This is a genomic window from Kitasatospora sp. NPDC101108 (assembly GCF_055584725.1).
In genome coordinates this window covers 520,540-538,483 of the sequence record NZ_JBVJLM010000002.1, presented here as the reverse complement: position 1 = coordinate 538,483, position 17,944 = coordinate 520,540, and the positions used below count along the sequence as shown (strand labels likewise).

The following is a 17,944-nucleotide window of genomic DNA, read 5'->3' as shown; positions in this document are numbered from 1 at the left end:
GACGGCCCGTCGGGGGTGTGGGTGCTGGGGATGGGTGGGACGGTCAGACGTTCCACTTCCGCTCGGCCTCAAGGCCGTTGCGCGGGTTCTCGTGGCGCTCCAGGTCCTCTGCGTGGGCCTGGCGGAACGTCGGGCCGACCTGCTCCAGGGCGCTCACGACGCGACCCATGGCCTGGTAGCCCTGGGCGATCTCCTCAACCACGACCTTGTCCAGGGGCAGCTGCTCGGTGCCCTTCTCGGTGAGGACCCGAAGGACTTCCTGGATGGTGCCGTAGGCGACGGGCAGCTCATCGGCGAAGGCCCCGAACTGGACCATGTTCTCGGGGTCGAAGGTGGTCGCGGCCTGCAAGAGGACGTCGGCGGCGGAGGTGAGGCTGAACGTGGGGGTGGTACCGGCGGGCGTGGTCACGGTGGCGTTCTCCTTCGCGGTGGGCTTGCCGAGGGTGACGGGCTGGGTGGTCGCGGTCTCGCCGGGCTTCGCGCGGCCGCCGAAGCAGTCGGGCGCGGCGCCGATGCGGGCGAAGGGGCTGGCCGTGTCGGCGGTCCACGGACCGGCACCGCCGTCGGCGGCGGCGGGGGTCGGGCTGGGGCGGCCGGGGATGTTGACGGTCTCGGCGGGCACCGGCACCCCCGCGGCACCGGGGGCGGTGGCGTTGGGGTCAGGGCGGCCGAGGATCGCGGCGTCGCGGGCCTCGCGCACGGCGCGGGCGCGCTCGGACATGCGCTGCCAGACGCGCCGCATGTGGCCGCTCACCCGGCCGCGGTGGCGCCAGTTGCCGACCAGCGCTGAGCCGAGGCCGACCAGGGCGGTCGCGAGGACGGCGCCGCCCATCCGGGCCCGGTAGCGCATGGCGGAGCGGTGAAGCGCCTTCGTCTGCACCGGGGTGATCCGCCCGTCCGAGCCGCTGGCGGCGCGGGCGGCGGCGCCGGTGGCGGGGTCGATGCCGGCCAGCCGCTCGGCCTTGGCCTGGCCCTTGGCGACCCGGCGGGCGGTGCGCTCGGCGACCCGTTCAAGGCGCTGGTTCTGCCGGGCCGCGCGGCGCTCGGCCCGTTCCCCGCCCGACCAGTGCTCGCCGCCGGGCAGCCGGGAGGCGGCCTTGGCCAGGGTGTGCGCCCCGGTGCTGGCGGGGCGGTGGCGGGGGCCGCTGGCGCGGTCCGCCGGAGCGGAGCCGCGTCCGGCCTGCTGGGGCACGCCGTTGGCGGGGTGGTCGGTGGTGCCGCGGTGAGCGGCGGGGGGCATGGTTCCGGCCGTTCGCGACACGTGCTGTCCCTTCCGGGGGGCGGGGTTGTCGAGCGGAGCTGTGGCGCCGCCCGGGTGCCGGGCCGCGTCGGGCGTGGGCCCGGAGGCGGTGCCGGGAGCGCCGGTACGGCCGTAACGGGTCTGCGGCGTCGAGTGGTTGGCAGCGGGCGTCCAGCCGGTGGAGCGGCGGGCGGGCGGGGAGAAGAGGCCACCCCCGGCCCCGGCCGAGCGGGGACCGACGGCCGTACGGGCGGTGGTGCGCGGGAAGGCGGTGCGGCGGTTGCGCATCCTGCGGGCCAGGCCGCCGATCGCGGCGGCTCCGGCGACGGCGCCGACCGCGGCGAGGGTGGCGGCCGGGCCGCCGAGGGAGGCGGCACCGGCCCCGGCGGTGCCGAGGGCGTTGGCGGCGGCCACCGCGATTGGGACACCCGGCACCGCACCGGGTGGGGCGGGCGCTGGCTCGGGCTTCGGGGTCGGCGACGCGGCGGGGGGTGGCTGGTTCTGGGGTGCGGGGACGACCTCGACCAGCGTCGAGGCCACCGGTTCGGACATGATGGGCGCTCCGGTTCTCTGAGGAGGACGGAGGGCCCGGAACCATCGGCAGCTCGCCAGCAGGGCGGTGGTTCCGGGCCGTTACGGCTGGTCAGAGCTGGTTTGACTCCAGCGAGAAGAACGTGACGGTCGCGTTGGCCATCTCGGGCTTCTGCTGGTCGACCCAGGTCCGGATGTCCTTGTAGGCCTGCTGGCGGGTGGCCCCGGGCAGGGCGGTGTAGGTCCCGTCCATGGTGAACGTGGCGAAGCCGCGGTCGATGGGCTTCTGGAGGGTGATCAGCCAGGCGTGCGTGGGCTGGACCGGAGCCGGGCGGTGCGCGGTGGCGGGGACGGTCACGGTGAACTCTCTTTCTGCTCGGATGAGTTGTCAGATGGAGGCGATGAGGGCGGCCGCGGTCTCGAAGGCGTGGTGCCAGGCCTGGTCCAGCGCGTAGGCGCCGTTCATGCCGTGGTCGGCGAGCCGCACGAAACGGCCCTTGCCGGTGGCGTCCGCCAGGCGCCGCAGCGGCTCGCGCCGGTCGGCGACGTAGTGGGTGGCCGCGCTGAGCGCGAGCGCGGCGGCCACCAGGCCGGGACGCAGCCCCACCCCCAGCAGGCGGGCGCCGCCCAGTAGGACGGCGGCCTGGACCGCGGTGTAGGAGGCGACGTGCGCCGCGCAGGCCCTGCGACCGGCCGTTCCGGCCTGGCCCTTGGTCGTGGCCTGGTGGTCGCTCTGGACCCAGTGGTCCGCGACGTCCGCCGAGGCCCGCAGCAGGGCGTATGAGGCGGCGAACCTGGTAGCACGAGCGCTGGTCAAGGGAGGCTCCATTTCAGCGGTCGACGACCGGCTTGTAGAGGTCGCGGTGGCCGAGGTGGACGGTGATGCCGGTCTTGCCGAGGCGCTTGGCGAGCGCAATGGCCACGGTGGGGGCGCGGTGCCGACCGCCCGCGCAGCCGACGACGATGTTCAGCGGCGACTCGGCCGGGCCGGCGTCGAACGCCTCGGCCAGCAGCGCGGTCGCGCCGATCAGCTCCTGGATGCCAGGGGTCTGCAGCACCGTCCGGCGCACCGGCAGGTCCTCGGCGGTCATGTGGCGAAGGGTCGGGTCGACGTGCGGGTCGCGGAAGTGGCGCCGCAGGTCGAGCACGAGGTGAGCGAAGGCGGGCGGGTCGCCGTGGAGGTAGCCGAAGCTGACCAAGCGGACGTCGGTGATGGACATGAGCGGGTCCTCCGGGCTCAGCGGGTCTGCTGGGTCAGGGAGCCGAGCAGCTCGGGCCGGTTGGTGGAGCCGAGCGAGACGCCGGCGGAGGTGAAGAGGTGCCACCAGCGGACGCTGTCGTCCTCGTTGCTGGTCTGGGCGCAGGTGAAGCCGTGGAAGGGAAAGATGTCGACGACACGGGTCTGCTCGAACTCCGGCTCGGCGGCCGGGATGCGGTCGGTGCTCATGACGGTTACTCCCGGAAGGTTTAGGCGGCGGCGAGCGCGGCGGCGCGCTGCTCGTTGAGCCGCTTGTAGACGGTGTTGACGTAGGAGGCGGAGCGGGTGGCGCGGCGCGCGGCTTCGCGCTGGGGAACCTTGTCGCGCCAGCAGTCCTCGATCACGCGGGCGGCCTCGGCCTCGTCCAGGCGGACGGCGGCCGGTTCTTCCCGGTCGTTGTCCTCGGCGTCGGTGTTCACCTCGTCCTCGGCGGTGAACGCCTCGGGCTCCGGGGTGTTCACCGGGTCGGGGCCAGCCGGGTACACCGGGCCGTCGATCACATCCTCGGCGGCGTCCGTGGCCTCGACGGCGGTGGGGCTGGTGGCCTCTTCCGGTTCGGGGTGAACGGGGGTGAGTGCCGGGTGAACGGACTCGGTGTTCACCGTGTCCGCCGGACCCGCCGAGAGCGCGTCCCGGGCATCCGGGGAGGGGCTGGACGGCAGGGTCGGGGCGGGCTGCGGGGCGAGGGTGAACGGCGCCGTCGGGAGGGTGAACAGGGGCAGGTTCACCACCTGTCGGGCGGCCTGCGGGAACGTCGCTGGCCGGGTGCGGAGCGGCGGTTGGCGCCGGGCCACGAGGCGGGCCAGAGCTCGGCGGTAGGCCGGTCCGGCCTCGGCGACGAGCAGCAGCAGAAGCGGCGGGATCAGGTGGATCACGACCCCGACCAGGTCCTTTGCCAGTGCGGCGGCCCCGATGTTGAGCCAGACTGTGGCCAGGCCGGTGACCCATCGGAAGAGGGCCGGCCAGCGTCCGGGCTTCACGCCGAAGCGGGAGAGGGTGCTGTCCGCCTGGAGGCTCAGGATGAAGCATCCGTCCGAGGCGACCGCCATGACGGGGCCGGTGCCGTAGCCGGGTGAATGGGCGTCGATGAACGGGGCGGCGGTGGACATGCTCACCGCGACCACCGCTCCCGTCAGCACCCATGTGCCGGCGCTGATCACCCAGGAGGTCCGGCGGATCTGGTCCTCGGTGGGCACCTCGGTGAGCGGTCGGTGAACACCCCCGGCGGAGTGGTGAACGTTCATCCGGCACCCCCGGCGGCGCGCCGTTCGCGGAGGGCGGCCCGGGAGCGGCGCTTGTACAGCGCGGCGCGCTCGGCGGGGGTCATCCCGCCGGCGATGCCGTGCTTCTCGTGCCGCTCCATCGCCAGTTCCAGGCACACCAGCCGGACCGGGCACCCAGCGCAGATCATCTTGGCGCGCCGCTCGGCCCACCAGGCCTTCGCGACGACGTCCTCCGTGACCTCGGTGTCCTCGTCGGGCTCCGGGTAGAAGAGGCTGGGGTCGGCGCCGACGCAGGCGGCGCCGGGCAGGGCGCCGTCCGGGTCGGGCTGATACTCGGCGAGCCGGGTGGCCAACGGGCGGCCGGGCCGGTGCGGGGCACGGGTGCCGGTGAGAACCAGGATGCGGCGAGGGCTCATCAGGCGGCCGCCTTCCAGGTCAGCACTCGGCGGCGCTCGGCGGTGCGCATCAGCGCCGAGGCAAAGCGGGCGGCCGGCGGGTCCAGGTCCCGCAGGATGTCCCGCGCGGCGTCGAGCCGGGCCCGCCTGTCGTCGGCGGATTCGTCCTCGCTACCGGTGAACAGCTCGGCGTCGATGCCGACGCCGAGGGCGAGTTCCGCGAACTCGTCCGGCGTCGCGGCGTCCTGGCCTGCGACAATCAGTTTCATGGGTCGTGTTCCTTCACTCGGACGGCCCTGAGCGGTCCCGGTGTTGCAGCACCGGGACCGCAGCCGTGTTGGGGCCGGACGATCGACGAGCGTCCGCGCGGACCCGGCGTCCCTCCGCCGAGGCGGAGGGACGCCGGGAACCGTGATCGCTGGTCGACGCCTCACCGGCCAGTGGCGCGGTGAGGCGGCCTATGTCTCTTGCGGTCGATCGGTTTCATCGGGACACCTCCTTTGGTTGAGCGGGCAGGGAAACTCACTGCAAGGGGGGCGCGCCCCCACTCTCCGGCCGTTGCTCGCGGTCACCGGGCCACCTCGCCAGTCGGGGCCGAAGCCCCTGTCCCCTGGCCTTTGCGGAGATTGCAGCGTCCTCCGCCTCAGCACTGGCGACCCTTCAAGCGGTTGCTTCACCGCTTTTCAGGGCGCCTTTTGCGCAGTTCAGAGCAGCCTTAAGAAGGCCCCTCTGTGTCGCCTTGTCTCGCTCAGGCGACAGTTCCGGCCCCAAAAGGCCGTTGACGTGCAGGAATAGCAAGGCTTGCGAGAACTTTGTTCTCTCTGCCACACAGAACACTGTGAGGCAGAGAAGCAGAGTTGGCAAGTCCACCGGCCGGGCAAGATGCGGAAGCATTGGTTCCGGCCGGAGAGTGCGGCACTATGAGGCAGAGACGCAGAGGGATGTGGAGTGGTGATGGTCGAGTGGACCGGCGAGAAGTCCGCCTACCGGCAGGTGGCCGATGACCTTTGCGCACGGATCGCGAAGGGCGAGTTCGCCGTCGACGGGAAGATCCCGTCACTGGCGAAGCTTCAGGCCTACTACGACGTGAGCCCAACCGTTGCGCGCGCCGCCGTCGGCCACCTGCGGGAGACCGGGCTCGTCGTGAGCCACCAAGGCAAGGCGGCCTTCCTGACCGAGGGTGCGGAGTCGAAGGCCGCGGCCGTCGCCGGCAGCGAGGCTGGGCAGCTCCGGCGCGAGCTCGCGGAGGTTCGCGGGGAACTTCGCGACCTGCAAGCCCGGGTCGCGGAGCTTGAGGCCCGGTGACGGGCGGATGGGGGGGACCGGGGGATCGCGGCTGTGCTGCGGTCCCCCGGCTGTATATCGGGGCGGGCGACGCTTCACTGATGCCTCCTGGGGTGGACAGGAATCAGTTCACACCCATCGGAGCGGCATCTGTATCACGGAGCCTTACTGGCATTCGGTAGCAGATCCTTACATGACTACTATCACGACTTCTATCGCGATTTTCGGGTGACTCAACGAGCCGCTACACTCGCGGCACGAGCAGTTTCCTAGGAGGGGAATATGGCTCGGCAACGCCCAGGATGGAATCCGGCAATTCTCAAGCAGGTCAGGGAATCCCACGAACTGACCCTTGAGGAAGTCGGCGAGAAGCTTCGGGAAATCGGCGAGCGGCACAAGTTCAACCTTGCTGCCAACTTTCAGACGGTCTGGGCGCACGAGGCGGGCTCCTCGTACCCGCGCCCCGACTACCGCCGGGCCTACTGCCTTCTCTACCGCATGAACGAGGCGGAACTGGGCTTTCGCCGACCGCTCCCCGGAGAGGTCACCACGGTGCCCAACCAGCGTCCAGCAGCAGAAACTGTCCCCAACCTGGACCAGGCGATCCGCGAGGCTCTCAGCAGCATCCGCGAGGGCGCGGACAATGTCGACGCCGGAGCGTTCCGCAGTCGGGTCATTAACGAGTGGAAGCGTCGGAATGGCGGCGAGAATTCCGGCCCGATGGTTCTCCTCGTCGGCGGATATGCCGGTTCCGGGAAAAGTGAGTTCGCCAAATTCATCGGCCGCCTCACCGGGTGGCCGGTGCTCGACAAGGATTCCTTGACGCGCCCGCTGGTCGATCAGCTCTTGACGGCGCTCGGCGGAGAGGTGAACGACCGGAGTTCTGCGCTCTACCGCGAGAAGGTCCGGCCGCTCGAATACCGCTGCCTCATGGAGGCCGCGTGGGACAACGTCGACTGCGGCACGTCCGTGATCCTCGACGCGCCGTTCCTGGCGGAGTTCTCACAGGCCGACTGGATGCAGCGCTTCTACAACCGCTGCAAGGCGAAGCGAGCCACCGTGGCCGCTATCTGGGTCGAGTGCGACCCCGACTCGATGAGGGAGTACATCGAGTTCCGAGGCGCGGCCCGGGACATCTGGAAGATGGAGTCGTGGGAGGAGTACCTGGCGACGATTGACCTCAAGCTCCGGCCCCAAGGCCCGCACTTCGTGGTGGACAACCGCCTCGGTGCGGCGATCGCCGCTGCCGACCAGGCCCGCGACGTACTGAGCGGAGGCGGGCTGTGACATCGCGCGGCCTCGTCCTGTACGGCCCGCCGGCCGCCGGGAAGGACACCGTCACCCGGGTCCTCCAGGAGATCAGCCCGGAATACCGGCCCTTCGCTCGGCTCAAGGTCGGTTCCGGGAAGTCCACCGGCTACCGGATGGGCACTGCTGAGCAACTGGCCGAGCTGGAGGCCGCTGGCGATGTCATCTACCTGAACCGGCGGTACGGCAACACGTACGTGATCGACCGTCCCGGGATGGACGAGGCGTTCATGGCGGGCATTCCGGTCGTTCACCTGGGTCAGGTCGAGGGCATCAACGCCCTCATCAAGGGCTACCCGGCCGACTGGGCCGTCGTACTGCTCTTGTGCTCGCGCGAGGCGACGGCGTCCCGCTCAGCCGGACGGGGCGACGCCGACACTGCGGATCGGCTCTCCGCATGGGACGCCACGCAGGCCGATGTCGACGCTCACCCTGGGCAGGCATGGGACCTCACGGTGGACACGGGCACCGTCGAACCGGCTGAGGCAGCGCGGCTGATCAACGACCTCTTGTCGCGTGACCGTGCTGGCGGAGACCGGTAGCGGCCTGCGCTCAGTGCGGCCGGGACAGACGGTCAAGGGCCTCGTCGGGCGTCAGCTCGGCGAGGTCTTTGCTGTTCTCCCACCGAGCGAGGGTTTGCGACACGGCCCGCAGCACCTCGTCGGGCAACCCGACGGCGGATAGCATGTCGGCGGCCTCGTCCATCTCGGGGCCCCAACGCCACGCTCGCGCGGCAGTCTTGGCGATGTACCCGGTCTCCACCAGGTAACTGCCCTGCCGCTTGCCGGCGACGTCGAGCAGCGCATCATCCACGCCGTGCGCGCGTGCCGCTCCGAAGGCAACCGCCGCGAGCACACGGGATGCCTTCTGGTACGAGCTGTACGCCAGCTTCAGGGCCGATGCCTGACCGACGTCCGCGCCTAGCACGGGAGTTGCCACTGCACTACCAGCAAACAACTCTTCCACCAGCGAGACGGCATCTCGCGAACCGGAAAGGTACAGCCGAGTCCTCTTTCCCTTGATCGGCGGTGAGCCGATGACCGCGCCGTCGACCACCGCGTCAGCAGACCGGCCCAGCACCTCGGCAATGCGAGTCATCCGCTCCGGGTTGATGGCGTTGGCCTCCACGTAGACGCCAGCGAACCTACGCTCGGCGACGGTATGGGCCAGTTGCTCGGCGGCCGCCGGCGGGCAGAGGCTGAGGATGACGTGAGCCTGCTCCACGAGAATGTCCAGGCTGCCTACGGACTCCAGGCCGGCCCGCTCAGCCCGGGCCACGGTGGCCGCACTTCGGCCCGCCGGGCACCAGAGAACCCTCGCTGCGTTCGGTCGGGCGCAAGCTGCGACCGCCGCACCCATGCTTCCGGGGTGGAGGATGCCGACGATCGGCTTGATGGTCATCGGGTGCTCTCCGGTCGTCCGAGCAGGAAGTCCACCGCTCCCACGGCGGTGGGCGAGATGTGATCTGGGGCGAGTCCGGACGTGGCCCAGGTGCTGCCTGCCGAGACCCAGATCGTTCGCAGGCCAGCGGCGCTGGCCCCGGCGATATCCGTCATCGGGTTGTCCCCGACCATCCAGGCATCGGCTGGAAGCATGAACCCACAGCGTGCGGCGGCCGTCCGAAAGACCTCGGGATCCGGCTTGCGGGCCCCGGCCTCCTCGGAGATGCACACCGCGTCCACGTGATCGAGGATGCCCGCAGCGATCAGCTTGGCCCGTTGGATGTCCGTCGCACCGTTCGTCAGCACGCCCACCGACCACCCGGCAGCCCGGAGCAGGTCGAGGCGGGCGAGGACCGCCGGATCGCACCTGACCTTCGCGGCCAGCCCGACCACATAGGCGTCCCACAGCTCCACGGCGGACTCGACCAGGCCGAGGGTCTGCCGCGGAACCTCGAAGGTCTCCGGAACTGCGCGCTCGCGCAGCGCATCGAACAGGGTCGCTTCGGCCTCGGCTGATAGGCGTCGAGCGGTGCAGAAGTCGCTCACCCAGGCGGCTACCGCTTCGCGCCGGTTGATCAGTGTGTCATCAAGATCCATAAGGACGAGCCTGCCCATGGCGGCGACCCTACCGGGTAAGCCAGATCAAGCCCCGGGCACCCAACCGGGCTCGGCCCCTGGCCGGGGCAGAGCACTGCCTCCGGCGCTCACGTCCAGAAGGTCAAGGCGTTCAAGTAGCTCGCGCTTTGTTCGGACGGCCAGTGTCCTCGGATCGAGGGCATGCCTCGGGCCTGACCAGCCCGTCGGACGGGGCAGTCAGGCCCACCGCAACCTAGTGCCGGAGTGCACGGACCCCCAGGTCGTAGGCCATGGAACCGAGGGCGAGAACAACGAGCGGCCACACCAACGGGGAGTCGGGCGGAACGGTGCCGCTGATCAGGATGGTGCCGACCGAGCCGCTGCTCAGTACGGCAGCGCACGTCGGCATGCTCGGCGCGACCACGCGAACCAGAACTCCACGGTGCTGTTGGTCCTCCGACTCGTGACCGGTCAGGTGAACGTTCACCGCATGCCTCCCACGGTCACGGCGGCGGCTTGGGCCCGGTCGTTGTACTGCTTGCCGAGCCGCTTGAGCTTGGCGCGCACCCGCTGTCCGAAGGCGTACGGATTGGAAGCGCCGGTAAGCAGGGCGGCCTCCTCCCAGGATGTTCCCGGGCTCTGCGACCACACCCGGGCTAGCGCTTGCTCCTCAGACGACAAGCTGGCGAAGACCACAAGAGCGCGCGGTTCGTCGGGCTCCCAGGGCAGTACCTCGTCCTGAGGGTGTCGGCGGTCGGAGAGCACATCGCGCAGCGTCAAGTCGTGGCCGCCGTATACCGGGGCGTCGAGGAGAGCCACGCGCCGACCATTGGCCTTGCGTTCCCAGACCGGCTGCAACTGCCGGTGGACCGTGTGGCTGTTCTTCCGCAGTGTGGCGACCAGGCCGTCGTCCTCGACGTCCAGGCCGTCCTCCCAGTCGTCCATCAACGCGGCCGACACGGCCTCTCGCCAGTCCGGGGTCACGTTCGGAATACTCAGCCAGTGGCGCGCGAAGGAGTCGACCGCCTCGTGTCGGCCCTCGATCGCAGCCCGCCGGGCTCCCAGTGCGGCGTACAGCGCGGACTGCCCGCGCCACGCCTTGAGCACTCTGATCAGGCTCCGCAGGCGGCCACGGGCCCAGCGCTCCATCTCCGCAGGGTCACGCCGTACTGGCAGCCAATCGCCGGAGAACGCCCCGGGGGCGCCATCGATAACCTTCCCCTGCATAGGGACAAGTTCGCCTCCCAGCTCCTTGAGCAGCCGGGCGAGCTCGTCCGCCGAAAGGCTGGCCAACACCGGCTTCAAGCCAGCGGTGACCGGGACGAGTTCGGTCGACGGCTTCCGCGCCGAAGGGGGAGGGGTGGTGGACACGAACGGGTGCTCCTTGCGCTCTGGACGGCAGCTTCCACCCACAAGGACCGGCAGAGCGGCGATCCATCAAAGTTTTCCGAGAGAGAATGTGTGACGCCCGTCACTCTGGAGTCGGCTTGATCTGCCAGTGGCAGTGCGGAATTGGGGTAATCGCCCGAAGGCGCTGTCAGCGGGCGTAGCTACGCTGCCGTGTGTGGATGTCCTGATGGGAGAGGTCCTTGACCTCCAGCGGGTGTGGTCGGCGCAGAACACGACCGAGATGAAGCGCCGCGGCGTGGTAGTCCGGAAGGAGCTGTCGGCCCGGCTGGCAGCTCATGTCGAGGCGATAGCTGAGACCTTGGGCATGTCGGTTGAGGACGTGGGGATCGAGGGGCGGGACGGTACCGGCCTGAAGACGGAGATCCCCTGGACCCGGGTCTTTTCGCAGGACAGATCGCCGAGCGCGACGACCGGTTGGTACATCGTCTACCTCTTCAGCTCCTCGGGTGACCGGGTCTACCTCTCGCTGAACCAGGGCACAACGGTCTGGACCGGCACGGACTTCGCGCCCCGGAAGCCGGACGAGTTGCGGGCCCGTGTCGCGTGGGCTCGCCCCTTGATCGCGGCCCGCTCTGCCACCAGAAGCGACCTCGTCCAGAACATTGATCTGCAAGCCCGGAAGTCCCACCTTGGCGCTGGGTACGAGGCCGGCAACGTGGTGGCGATCGAGTACCTGCGCGATCGCATCCCCGACCAGGAGATCCTCATCGCCGATGTCCTCTTCATGACCTCTCTCCTGGCCGAGGTGTACCGGGGTGAGGCGACCGCGTTGCACATCCCTGGAGAGGCCGCGCCGGAGGTCCTGGAGACCGTCGAGGTGGCTGCTCGGGCAGCTGGCCGCCGTACCCGCCCGTCGAAGGGCGCGAGGGGCCAGGGCTTCCGGCTGACCGTCGATGAGCGGCGCGCTGTCGAGCTGAGGGCGGTGCAGATGGCCACGGACTACTTCGACGCCCAGGGCTGGGAGGTCAAGGACGTTGGCGCCAAGGAGTCCTTCGATCTGCTCCTCAGCCGGGGCGAGGAGAGGCTCCATGTGGAGGTCAAGGGCACCACTTCCGAGGGCGGCCAGGTCGTCCTGACGAGGGCTGAGGTTGAGCGCCAGCGGGCCTTGGCACCTCACAACGCCCTGGTCGTTGTGCACTCCATCGACCTTGACCGTACGTCCGTGCCAGCGGTAGCAAAGGGCGGGGTTCTGAGCTGTACGTCCCCCTGGACGATCGAGGAGAACGACCTGACGGTCGTCTCCTACCTCTACGCGACCGGTCTCTAAGGCGCGCGGGGCGCGGTGGCTCCAACCCCTGATTCCGACGTCAGCTGCCAACATCAACGACGTTGGATGAACGATTCCGGGGGAGGGCTGCCAGCTTCCGGGCTGTCCGCCCTCGTAGTGGTCCGACAGGATGCGGGGCCGGTCAGGCGCCCGGTCTCGTGATGCGTAGGTTGTGGGAGGGAACGGCTCGGAGACTGGAGCGGTTGAAATCGGCCAAGAATCCCTCGGTCACTGCCCGCGACCACCGTCCGCGCGAAGGGGCGAAACCGTAGTTAGGTCGGGCGGGAGCGTAGCGGGGGAACAGGCAGGATTGACTACCCAGCGTGGTTTTCTCACTGAGTGAGGAAAAGTCCCCATCCGAGAGTCATCGGTCACAAGGTTGGTGCCACCGCCCCAGCGGGGCCGCGCTGTTACGGTCGGCTAACCCAATGGACAAGCCCGCCAACGCCGTTGTGGGTGCAACCAAGTACGGCATGGCGGGCTGTGAGCACCTCTCGGAGGTACTACGTGAGTCTCTCGTCTTTCTCACTGTCGGTGTCAAGCTCGGGTCCTCAGATCTGGCCGGTGACGGTGATCGTCATCGTGTTGATCCTCAAGACATCGACTGAAAGGCTTCCCTCTGTGCTTTCGGCGGTGGCCGGCCTTGTTGCGCTCCTCCTCAAGGAACAGCGCCCAGCAATCACGCCTCGCGGCATGGCCAGCTGACACCACTGGAGTCGCTGACGGCGGATTCTGACGGCAACACCGACGGACATGAGACGGCAAGGAAGGCTGCCAGCGCCCGGCTGCTGGGAGGCGCGTGCGGCTTCGCTGAGCCTGCCTGAAAGGTCGAACGAGCTTACAAAGCAGATGTCGGCGGTTCGAAACCGTCCGCGCCCACCCCGTGAACAGCTGAAACGCACACTACGGCCCAGGTCGGGAGCATGATCCCGACCTGGGCCGCAGTCGTTCCTGCGATCTCGCTACAATCTCGAACGGTCTCTCTACAGTCTCGCCACACGGTCGCTCCTCCCGAGATCCCCCTGAACGATCACGGCGAGTTCGCAGGTTCCGGCGTCGGTGCTCGGCTAACGGGTGGTGTGGGCGCCGCCGTTGAGGTGGAGGGTCTGGCCGGTGAGGTGGCGGGCGCCGGGGGAGGCGAGGAAGTGGGCGGTGCGGGCGACGTCGGCGGGGGTGCCGGGGCGGTTGGTGTGGGTTTCGGCGATGAGGGCGGCGCGGCGCTCGGGGGTCATTGCGCCCTGGAAGAAGCCGGTGTCCTCGATGTAGCCGGGGGAGATGACGTTGGCGGTCACGTCGAGCGGGCCGAGTTCGGCGGAGAGGGCGGCGTTCCAGGCGGCCAGCGCCGCCTTTGATGCGCCGTAGGCGCCGCCGCGGCGTTCGGCGCCGATCGAGCCGATGCTGATCACGGTGCCGCCGGGGGCGAGGGCGGGCCGCAGGGCGGTGGTGGTGAGGACGGCGCCGAGCAGGTTCTGGGCGAGGTTGGCCTGCCAGGTGGCGAGCAGGGCGTCGAGCGGGGGGAGGTCGGCGGGGGCCGGGCCGGGCAGTCCGCCGGAGGCGTTCACCAGTACGTGCAACTCGCTGATTCGGCTGGCTAGTTCGGCGACCTGGCCGGGGTCGGTGGCATCGCACACCACGCCCTCGACGGCCAGTTCGGCGGCGGTGCGCTGCACGGTGTCGCGATGGCGGCCGGTGATCAGGACGCGGTGGCCGTCGGCGGCGAAGAGTTCGGCAGTGGCCCGGCCGATGCCGCTGCTGCCGCCGGTGATCAGGACGGTGCGAGACATGTGATCCTCTCCGGAGGTATGTTTAGGCCTAAACGTAACGGAGGTGGTCGACCGTGGCAACGGAAGTGACGGCAGCCCAGATCGCGCGGGCCTGGCAACGCGAGCGGCCGGGGACGCCGACCGACTCGATCGAGGTCGTCACCCCGGTCTGGTGGCTCGCCAAGCTGTTCACCGACGACCGAGCCCGGGCCCTGCGCGCCGCCGGGATCGACTCCGCGACGCTCGACCTGCTCTCCGTGCTGCGCCGATCGGGTGAGCCGTACGCGCTGACCACCCGCGAGCTGGCCCGGCGCACGCTCGTCACAGCGGGCGCGATCTCGCAGCGGGTGGCCCGGGCGGAGACGCAGGGGCTGGTGGTCCGGGAGGCCGGGGAAGCGGCCGGGCACGGGTCCCGGACGGTGCTGGTGTCGCTGACGACGGCCGGGCACGAGCTGGTCGAGCAGTCGGTGGACGTGGTGCTCGGCCGGGAGGCCCGGCTGGTCGGCGGACTGTCCGAGGCGGAGCGGGAGACCCTGGTCGGCCTGCTGGACAAGCTGCTGGCCGACGTCCGGCGGCAGGTGGCGGGGCGGGTGGCGGCGCAGGAGGGTGCGGGCGAGGATCGGGGGGACCGTACGGACCTCTGAGGGCGGTGGACGCGGATGGCGGAGCAGACGGGGGAGACCCGGGGGGAGCTGTCGGCGCGCCTGAACTGGCTGCGGGCGGCCGTGCTGGGCGCCAATGACGGCGTGGTGTCGACGGCCGGGATCGTGACCGGGGTGGCGGGCGCGTCGGGTTCCCGTACGGCGCTGCTCGCGGCGGGCGTGGCCGGGCTGCTGGCGGGGGCGATGTCGATGGCGGCCGGGGAGTACGTCTCGGTCAGCACCCAACGGGACACCGAGCGGGCCGCGTTGGAGAAGGAGCGGCGCGAGCTGACCGAGGACCCGGAGGGCGAGCTCGACGAACTCACCGACTACTACCGGGACAGCGGGCTCACCGCCGGTCTGGCCCGGGAGGTGGCGGCGGCGCTGACCGAGCGGGACGCGCTGGCGGCGCACGCGCAGACCGAACTGGGCATCGACCCCGAGGCGTTGACCAGTCCCTGGGAGGCGGCGCTGGCCAGCGCGGCCGCGTTCACGCTGGGTGCGCTGGTGCCGTTGCTGGCGGTGATGCTGCCGCCGGAGTCGTGGCGGCTGGGGGTCACGGTCGTCGCGGTGGTGCTCGCGCTGACCCTCTGCGGGTGGGCCAGTGCGCGGTTGGGCGGGGCCGGGCCGGGGCGGGCGGTGGCCCGCAACGTCGCGGGCGGGTTGCTGGCGATGGCGGTGACGTACAGCGGCGGCGTGCTGCTGCAGTACGTCAGCGGGTGAGGTCCGCCGGCGGGTAGGTCGGGAGGGACGCTCGGTGCGGGGGTGCGCGAAGCGGATGCCTGTGGGACGGCCGCGCAGGCCGGCCGCAGGCGGGACCGCCCGGCGGGTCGGGTGCGCTTGGGAGGCGGGCGTTCGCGCCCTGTGTTTGTGTGGCTGCAAACCGCTTGGGAGAGGTGAAGTGCCGTGACCATGCCCCCGTTCGGATCGAGCGACCCGTTCTCCGATCTGCTCAGCCGGTTCTTCGGGATGAGTCCGATGGCCTCCCCGCCCGCCGTGCAGCGGGTGCCGATCGGGCGGTTGCTCAGCGAGTCCTCCCAGGAGCTGCTGGGGCTCGCCGCGCGGCGCGCTTCCGAGGACGGGAGCAGTGACCTCGACACCGCCCACCTGGCCTGGGCGGCCACCCGGGTGGAGCCGTCGCGGCGGATGCTGGAGCGGGCGGGCATCGACCCGGACCGCTTGTCCGACGATCTGGAGAACGCGCTGCCGACCGGGGGCCAGTCCTCGCAGGACGGCCGGCCCGCGCTCACTCCCTCGGCCAAGCGCGCGCTGCTCGCCGCGCACGCCCGTTCCCAGGAGGTCGGCGCCTCGTACATCGGCCCGGAGCACATCCTCGGCGCGCTGCTGGAGCAGGAACGTTCCGGCGCGGGAACGGCGCTGCGCAACGCGGCGCCCTCGCAGGAGTCGCTGAAGTCGGTACTGGAGGAGCGCGGCACCGGCGGTGAGCGCAGCAGTGCGGGGGCGCACCCGAGCGAGACGCCGACGCTGGACGAGTACGGGCAGGACCTCACCGAGGCGGCGCGCTCGGGCCGGCTGGACCCGGTGGTCGGGCGGGCCGAGGAGATCGAGCAGACCGTCGAGATCCTCTCCCGGCGGACCAAGAACAACCCGGTGCTGATCGGCGAGCCGGGTGTCGGCAAGACCGCGATCGTCGAGGGACTGGCGCAGCGGATCGTCTCCGGGGACGTCCCGCAGAGCCTCAAGGACAAGCGGGTGGTCACCCTGGACCTGACCGCGCTGGTGGCCGGCTCCAAGTACCGGGGCGAGTTCGAGGAGCGGCTGAAGAGCGTGATCGACGAGGTCACGGCGGCCGAGAAGAGCGTGATCCTCTTCCTGGACGAGCTGCACACCGTGGTCGGTGCGGGCGGTGGCGGCGAGGGCTCGATGGACGCCGGCAACATCCTCAAACCCGCCCTGGCACGCGGCGAGTTGAGCGTGGTCGGCGCCACCACGCTGGACGAGTACCGCAAGCACGTGGAGAAGGACGCCGCGCTGGAACGCCGCTTCCAGCCGGTGCTGGTGCCGGAGCCGAGCGTCGAGGAGACGATCGAGATCCTCCACGGGCTGCGCGACGCGTACGAGGCGCACCACCAGGTGCGCTTCAGCGACGAGGCGCTGGACGCGGCGGCGACGCTCTCCGACCGGTACGTCAGCGACCGCTTCCTGCCCGACAAGGCGATCGACCTGCTGGACCAGGCCGGCGCCCGGGTGCGGCTGCGCAGCCTCACCGGCTCCACCGCGGCGAGCTCGGTGCAGGACCGGATCACCAAGCTGAAGCGGGAGTTGGACGAAGCAGTGGCGGACGAGGAGTTCGTGCGGGCCGCCAACCTGAAGACCGAACTGCGGCAGACCGAGGACGAGCTGGCGGCGATCGCCGAGTCCCGCGAGGAGGTCGTCGACGTGACGGCCGACGACATCGCGCAGGTGCTGTCCTCCCGGACCGGCATCCCGGTCGCGGAGCTGAACGCGACCGAGAAGGAGCGGCTGCTCAAGCTGGAGGAGCACCTGCACCAGAAGGTGATCGGCCAGGACGAGGCGGTCACCGCCGTCGCCCAGGCGGTGCGCCGCGGCCGGGCCGGGATGGGCGACCCGGAGCGGCCGACCGGCTCCTTCCTCTTCCTCGGGCCGACCGGCGTCGGCAAGACCGAGCTGGCGAAGGCACTGGCCGCGCTGCTGTTCGGAGACCCGGACCGGATGATCCGCTTCGACATGAGCGAGTTCCAGGAGAAGCACACCGTCTCCCGGCTGGTCGGCTCCCCGCCCGGGTACGTCGGCTACGAGGAGGCCGGGCAGCTGACCGAGGCGGTGCGCCGCAAGCCGTACAGCGTGCTGCTCTTCGACGAGGTCGAGAAGGCGCACCCGGACGTCTTCAACCTGCTGCTCCAGGTGCTGGACGACGGGCGGCTGACCGACGCCCAGGGGCGTACGGTCGACTTCCGCAACACCGTGGTGATCATGACCAGCAACATCGGGTCGCAGCGGATCCTGGACCACTCCGGGGACGTCGAACAGATCCGGGACGACCTGATGCGGGACCTGCGCCGGCAGTTCCGGCCGGAGTTCCTCAACCGGATCGACGAGGTGATCGTCTTCCACGCGCTCACCCGCGAGGACCTGGTGTCCGTGGTCGACCTGCTGCTGGAGCGCAGCCGGCGGCGGCTGCGGGCGCAGGGTGTGCAGCTGGACGTCACCGAGGCGGCCAAGGAGTACCTGGTCAACCGCGGCTACCAACCGGAGTTCGGGGCGCGGCCGCTGCGTCGGACGATCCAGTCCGAGCTGGACAACCGGATCTCCAACCTGCTGCTGGAGGGCACCGTGCGGGAGGGGGACACGCTGATCGCGGACGTCAGTGACGGCGAGCTGGCGGTGACGCTCGCGCGGCCGGAGCCCTCGGCGACCTTCGAGCAGGCGGAGGAGCGGGCACAGGCCGCCGCGACCGGGGCCGAGGGCTGAGCCCTTCCGTGCTGCCCTTCGGTTCGGGCGTACTCCAGCGGGAGTACGCCCGAACGCCACTGGTGGAGGACGCGCGGCGGCGGGGCGCGGGTCTAGCCTTCCGGGCATGATGCCGCCCACGTCACAGCCCCCGGAGCCGTCGCCGGAGCCGTC

At 70.6% G+C, this 17,944-nt stretch carries 20 protein-coding genes; 8 read left to right on the top strand and 12 right to left on the bottom strand.

Translation table 11 applies throughout. From position 1 onward, the window contains the following. Positions 1–43 precede the first annotated feature (43 nt). The 8 genes from ACZ6Z8_RS07240 to ACZ6Z8_RS07205 form a co-directional block, all read right to left on the bottom strand. Entirely contained in the window at positions 44–1,792 is a 1,749-nt protein-coding gene (locus ACZ6Z8_RS07240) for a hypothetical protein (RefSeq protein WP_465607154.1), read from the bottom strand. A 91-nt stretch (positions 1,793–1,883) separates the two neighbouring features. Then, positions 1,884–2,129: a hypothetical protein gene (locus tag ACZ6Z8_RS07235; protein ID WP_465607152.1), complete on the bottom strand. Its 246-nt coding sequence runs from the start codon at positions 2,127–2,129 to the stop codon at positions 1,884–1,886. A 30-nt stretch (positions 2,130–2,159) separates the two neighbouring features. Further along, positions 2,160–2,588: a hypothetical protein gene (locus tag ACZ6Z8_RS07230; protein ID WP_465607151.1), complete on the bottom strand. Its 429-nt coding sequence runs from the start codon at positions 2,586–2,588 to the stop codon at positions 2,160–2,162. A 13-nt stretch (positions 2,589–2,601) separates the two neighbouring features. Continuing rightward, positions 2,602–2,991: a RapZ C-terminal domain-containing protein gene (locus tag ACZ6Z8_RS07225; RefSeq protein WP_465607150.1), complete on the bottom strand. Its 390-nt coding sequence runs from the start codon at positions 2,989–2,991 to the stop codon at positions 2,602–2,604. 17 nt (positions 2,992–3,008) lie between these two features. Beyond that, complete coding sequence (locus ACZ6Z8_RS07220; protein WP_465607149.1) at positions 3,009–3,218, bottom strand: hypothetical protein; 210 nt, start codon at positions 3,216–3,218, stop codon at positions 3,009–3,011. A 20-nt stretch (positions 3,219–3,238) separates the two neighbouring features. Further along, positions 3,239–4,273: a hypothetical protein gene (locus ACZ6Z8_RS07215; RefSeq protein WP_465607147.1), complete on the bottom strand. Its 1,035-nt coding sequence runs from the start codon at positions 4,271–4,273 to the stop codon at positions 3,239–3,241. After that, complete coding sequence (locus ACZ6Z8_RS07210) at positions 4,270–4,668, bottom strand: WhiB family transcriptional regulator (RefSeq protein ID WP_465607146.1); 399 nt, start codon at positions 4,666–4,668, stop codon at positions 4,270–4,272. The genes ACZ6Z8_RS07215 and ACZ6Z8_RS07210 overlap by 4 nt, the downstream gene beginning before the upstream one ends. Continuing rightward, positions 4,668–4,916 carry a hypothetical protein gene (locus ACZ6Z8_RS07205; protein ID WP_465607144.1) on the bottom strand — a complete coding sequence of 83 codons (249 nt, stop codon included), beginning with the start codon at positions 4,914–4,916 and terminating at the stop codon, positions 4,668–4,670. Before ACZ6Z8_RS07205 ends, ACZ6Z8_RS07210 begins: the two co-directional genes overlap by 1 nt. A 685-nt stretch (positions 4,917–5,601) precedes the next feature. Here ACZ6Z8_RS07205 and ACZ6Z8_RS07200 point away from each other — a divergent pair. The 3 genes from ACZ6Z8_RS07200 to ACZ6Z8_RS07190 all read left to right on the top strand — a co-directional run bounded on the left by ACZ6Z8_RS07200 (position 5,602) and on the right by ACZ6Z8_RS07190 (position 7,781). Further along, positions 5,602–5,952 (top strand): winged helix-turn-helix domain-containing protein, encoded by a 351-nt coding sequence (locus ACZ6Z8_RS07200; protein WP_465607499.1) that lies wholly within the window; start codon positions 5,602–5,604, stop codon positions 5,950–5,952. A 261-nt stretch (positions 5,953–6,213) separates the two neighbouring features. Next, positions 6,214–7,218: a P-loop nucleotide/nucleoside kinase family protein gene (locus tag ACZ6Z8_RS07195; RefSeq protein ID WP_465607142.1), complete on the top strand. Its 1,005-nt coding sequence runs from the start codon at positions 6,214–6,216 to the stop codon at positions 7,216–7,218. Beyond that, on the top strand, positions 7,215–7,781 hold the full coding sequence (locus tag ACZ6Z8_RS07190) for a phosphotransferase-like protein (protein ID WP_465607140.1): 567 nt from the start codon (positions 7,215–7,217) through the stop codon (positions 7,779–7,781). Before ACZ6Z8_RS07195 ends, ACZ6Z8_RS07190 begins: the two co-directional genes overlap by 4 nt. A gap of 10 nt (positions 7,782–7,791) precedes the next feature. On the opposite strand, the gene ACZ6Z8_RS07185 is transcribed toward ACZ6Z8_RS07190, so the two are convergent. The 3 genes from ACZ6Z8_RS07185 to ACZ6Z8_RS07175 all read right to left on the bottom strand — a co-directional run bounded on the left by ACZ6Z8_RS07185 (position 7,792) and on the right by ACZ6Z8_RS07175 (position 10,628). Further along, complete coding sequence (locus tag ACZ6Z8_RS07185) at positions 7,792–8,640, bottom strand: NAD(P)-dependent oxidoreductase (protein WP_465607138.1); 849 nt, start codon at positions 8,638–8,640, stop codon at positions 7,792–7,794. Then, positions 8,637–9,296 (bottom strand): HAD family hydrolase, encoded by a 660-nt coding sequence (locus ACZ6Z8_RS07180; protein ID WP_465607137.1) that lies wholly within the window; start codon positions 9,294–9,296, stop codon positions 8,637–8,639. Before ACZ6Z8_RS07180 ends, ACZ6Z8_RS07185 begins: the two co-directional genes overlap by 4 nt. 444 nt (positions 9,297–9,740) lie before the next feature. Continuing rightward, entirely contained in the window at positions 9,741–10,628 is an 888-nt protein-coding gene (locus tag ACZ6Z8_RS07175; RefSeq protein ID WP_465607135.1) for a hypothetical protein, read from the bottom strand. Between the two features lie 193 nt (positions 10,629–10,821). Between ACZ6Z8_RS07175 and ACZ6Z8_RS07170 the strand changes: the two genes are divergently transcribed. Together ACZ6Z8_RS07170 and ACZ6Z8_RS07165 are read left to right on the top strand one after the other, a co-directional pair. After that, complete coding sequence (locus tag ACZ6Z8_RS07170; RefSeq protein ID WP_465607133.1) at positions 10,822–11,934, top strand: MrcB family domain-containing protein; 1,113 nt, start codon at positions 10,822–10,824, stop codon at positions 11,932–11,934. A gap of 564 nt (positions 11,935–12,498) precedes the next feature. After that, the gene (locus ACZ6Z8_RS07165) at positions 12,499–12,639 is read left to right on the top strand and encodes a hypothetical protein (protein ID WP_465607131.1); all 141 of its coding nucleotides are present in this window, start codon (positions 12,499–12,501) and stop codon (positions 12,637–12,639) included. 362 nt (positions 12,640–13,001) lie between these two features. On the opposite strand, the gene ACZ6Z8_RS07160 is transcribed toward ACZ6Z8_RS07165, so the two are convergent. Beyond that, positions 13,002–13,718, bottom strand: coding sequence for an SDR family NAD(P)-dependent oxidoreductase (locus ACZ6Z8_RS07160; RefSeq protein WP_465607130.1), 717 nt, complete (start codon positions 13,716–13,718; stop codon positions 13,002–13,004). Positions 13,719–13,771: 53 nt separating this feature from the next. Between ACZ6Z8_RS07160 and ACZ6Z8_RS07155 the strand changes: the two genes are divergently transcribed. The 3 genes from ACZ6Z8_RS07155 to ACZ6Z8_RS07145 all read left to right on the top strand — a co-directional run bounded on the left by ACZ6Z8_RS07155 (position 13,772) and on the right by ACZ6Z8_RS07145 (position 17,791). Then, a complete protein-coding gene (locus ACZ6Z8_RS07155; RefSeq protein WP_465607129.1) occupies positions 13,772–14,341 on the top strand; it encodes a MarR family winged helix-turn-helix transcriptional regulator in 570 nt (189 codons plus the stop codon). Between the two features lie 15 nt (positions 14,342–14,356). Beyond that, complete coding sequence (locus ACZ6Z8_RS07150; protein WP_465607128.1) at positions 14,357–15,061, top strand: VIT1/CCC1 transporter family protein; 705 nt, start codon at positions 14,357–14,359, stop codon at positions 15,059–15,061. A gap of 183 nt (positions 15,062–15,244) precedes the next feature. Further along, positions 15,245–17,791 carry an ATP-dependent Clp protease ATP-binding subunit gene (locus ACZ6Z8_RS07145; RefSeq protein ID WP_465607126.1) on the top strand — a complete coding sequence of 849 codons (2,547 nt, stop codon included), beginning with the start codon at positions 15,245–15,247 and terminating at the stop codon, positions 17,789–17,791. Positions 17,792–17,944: the final 153 nt, after the last annotated feature.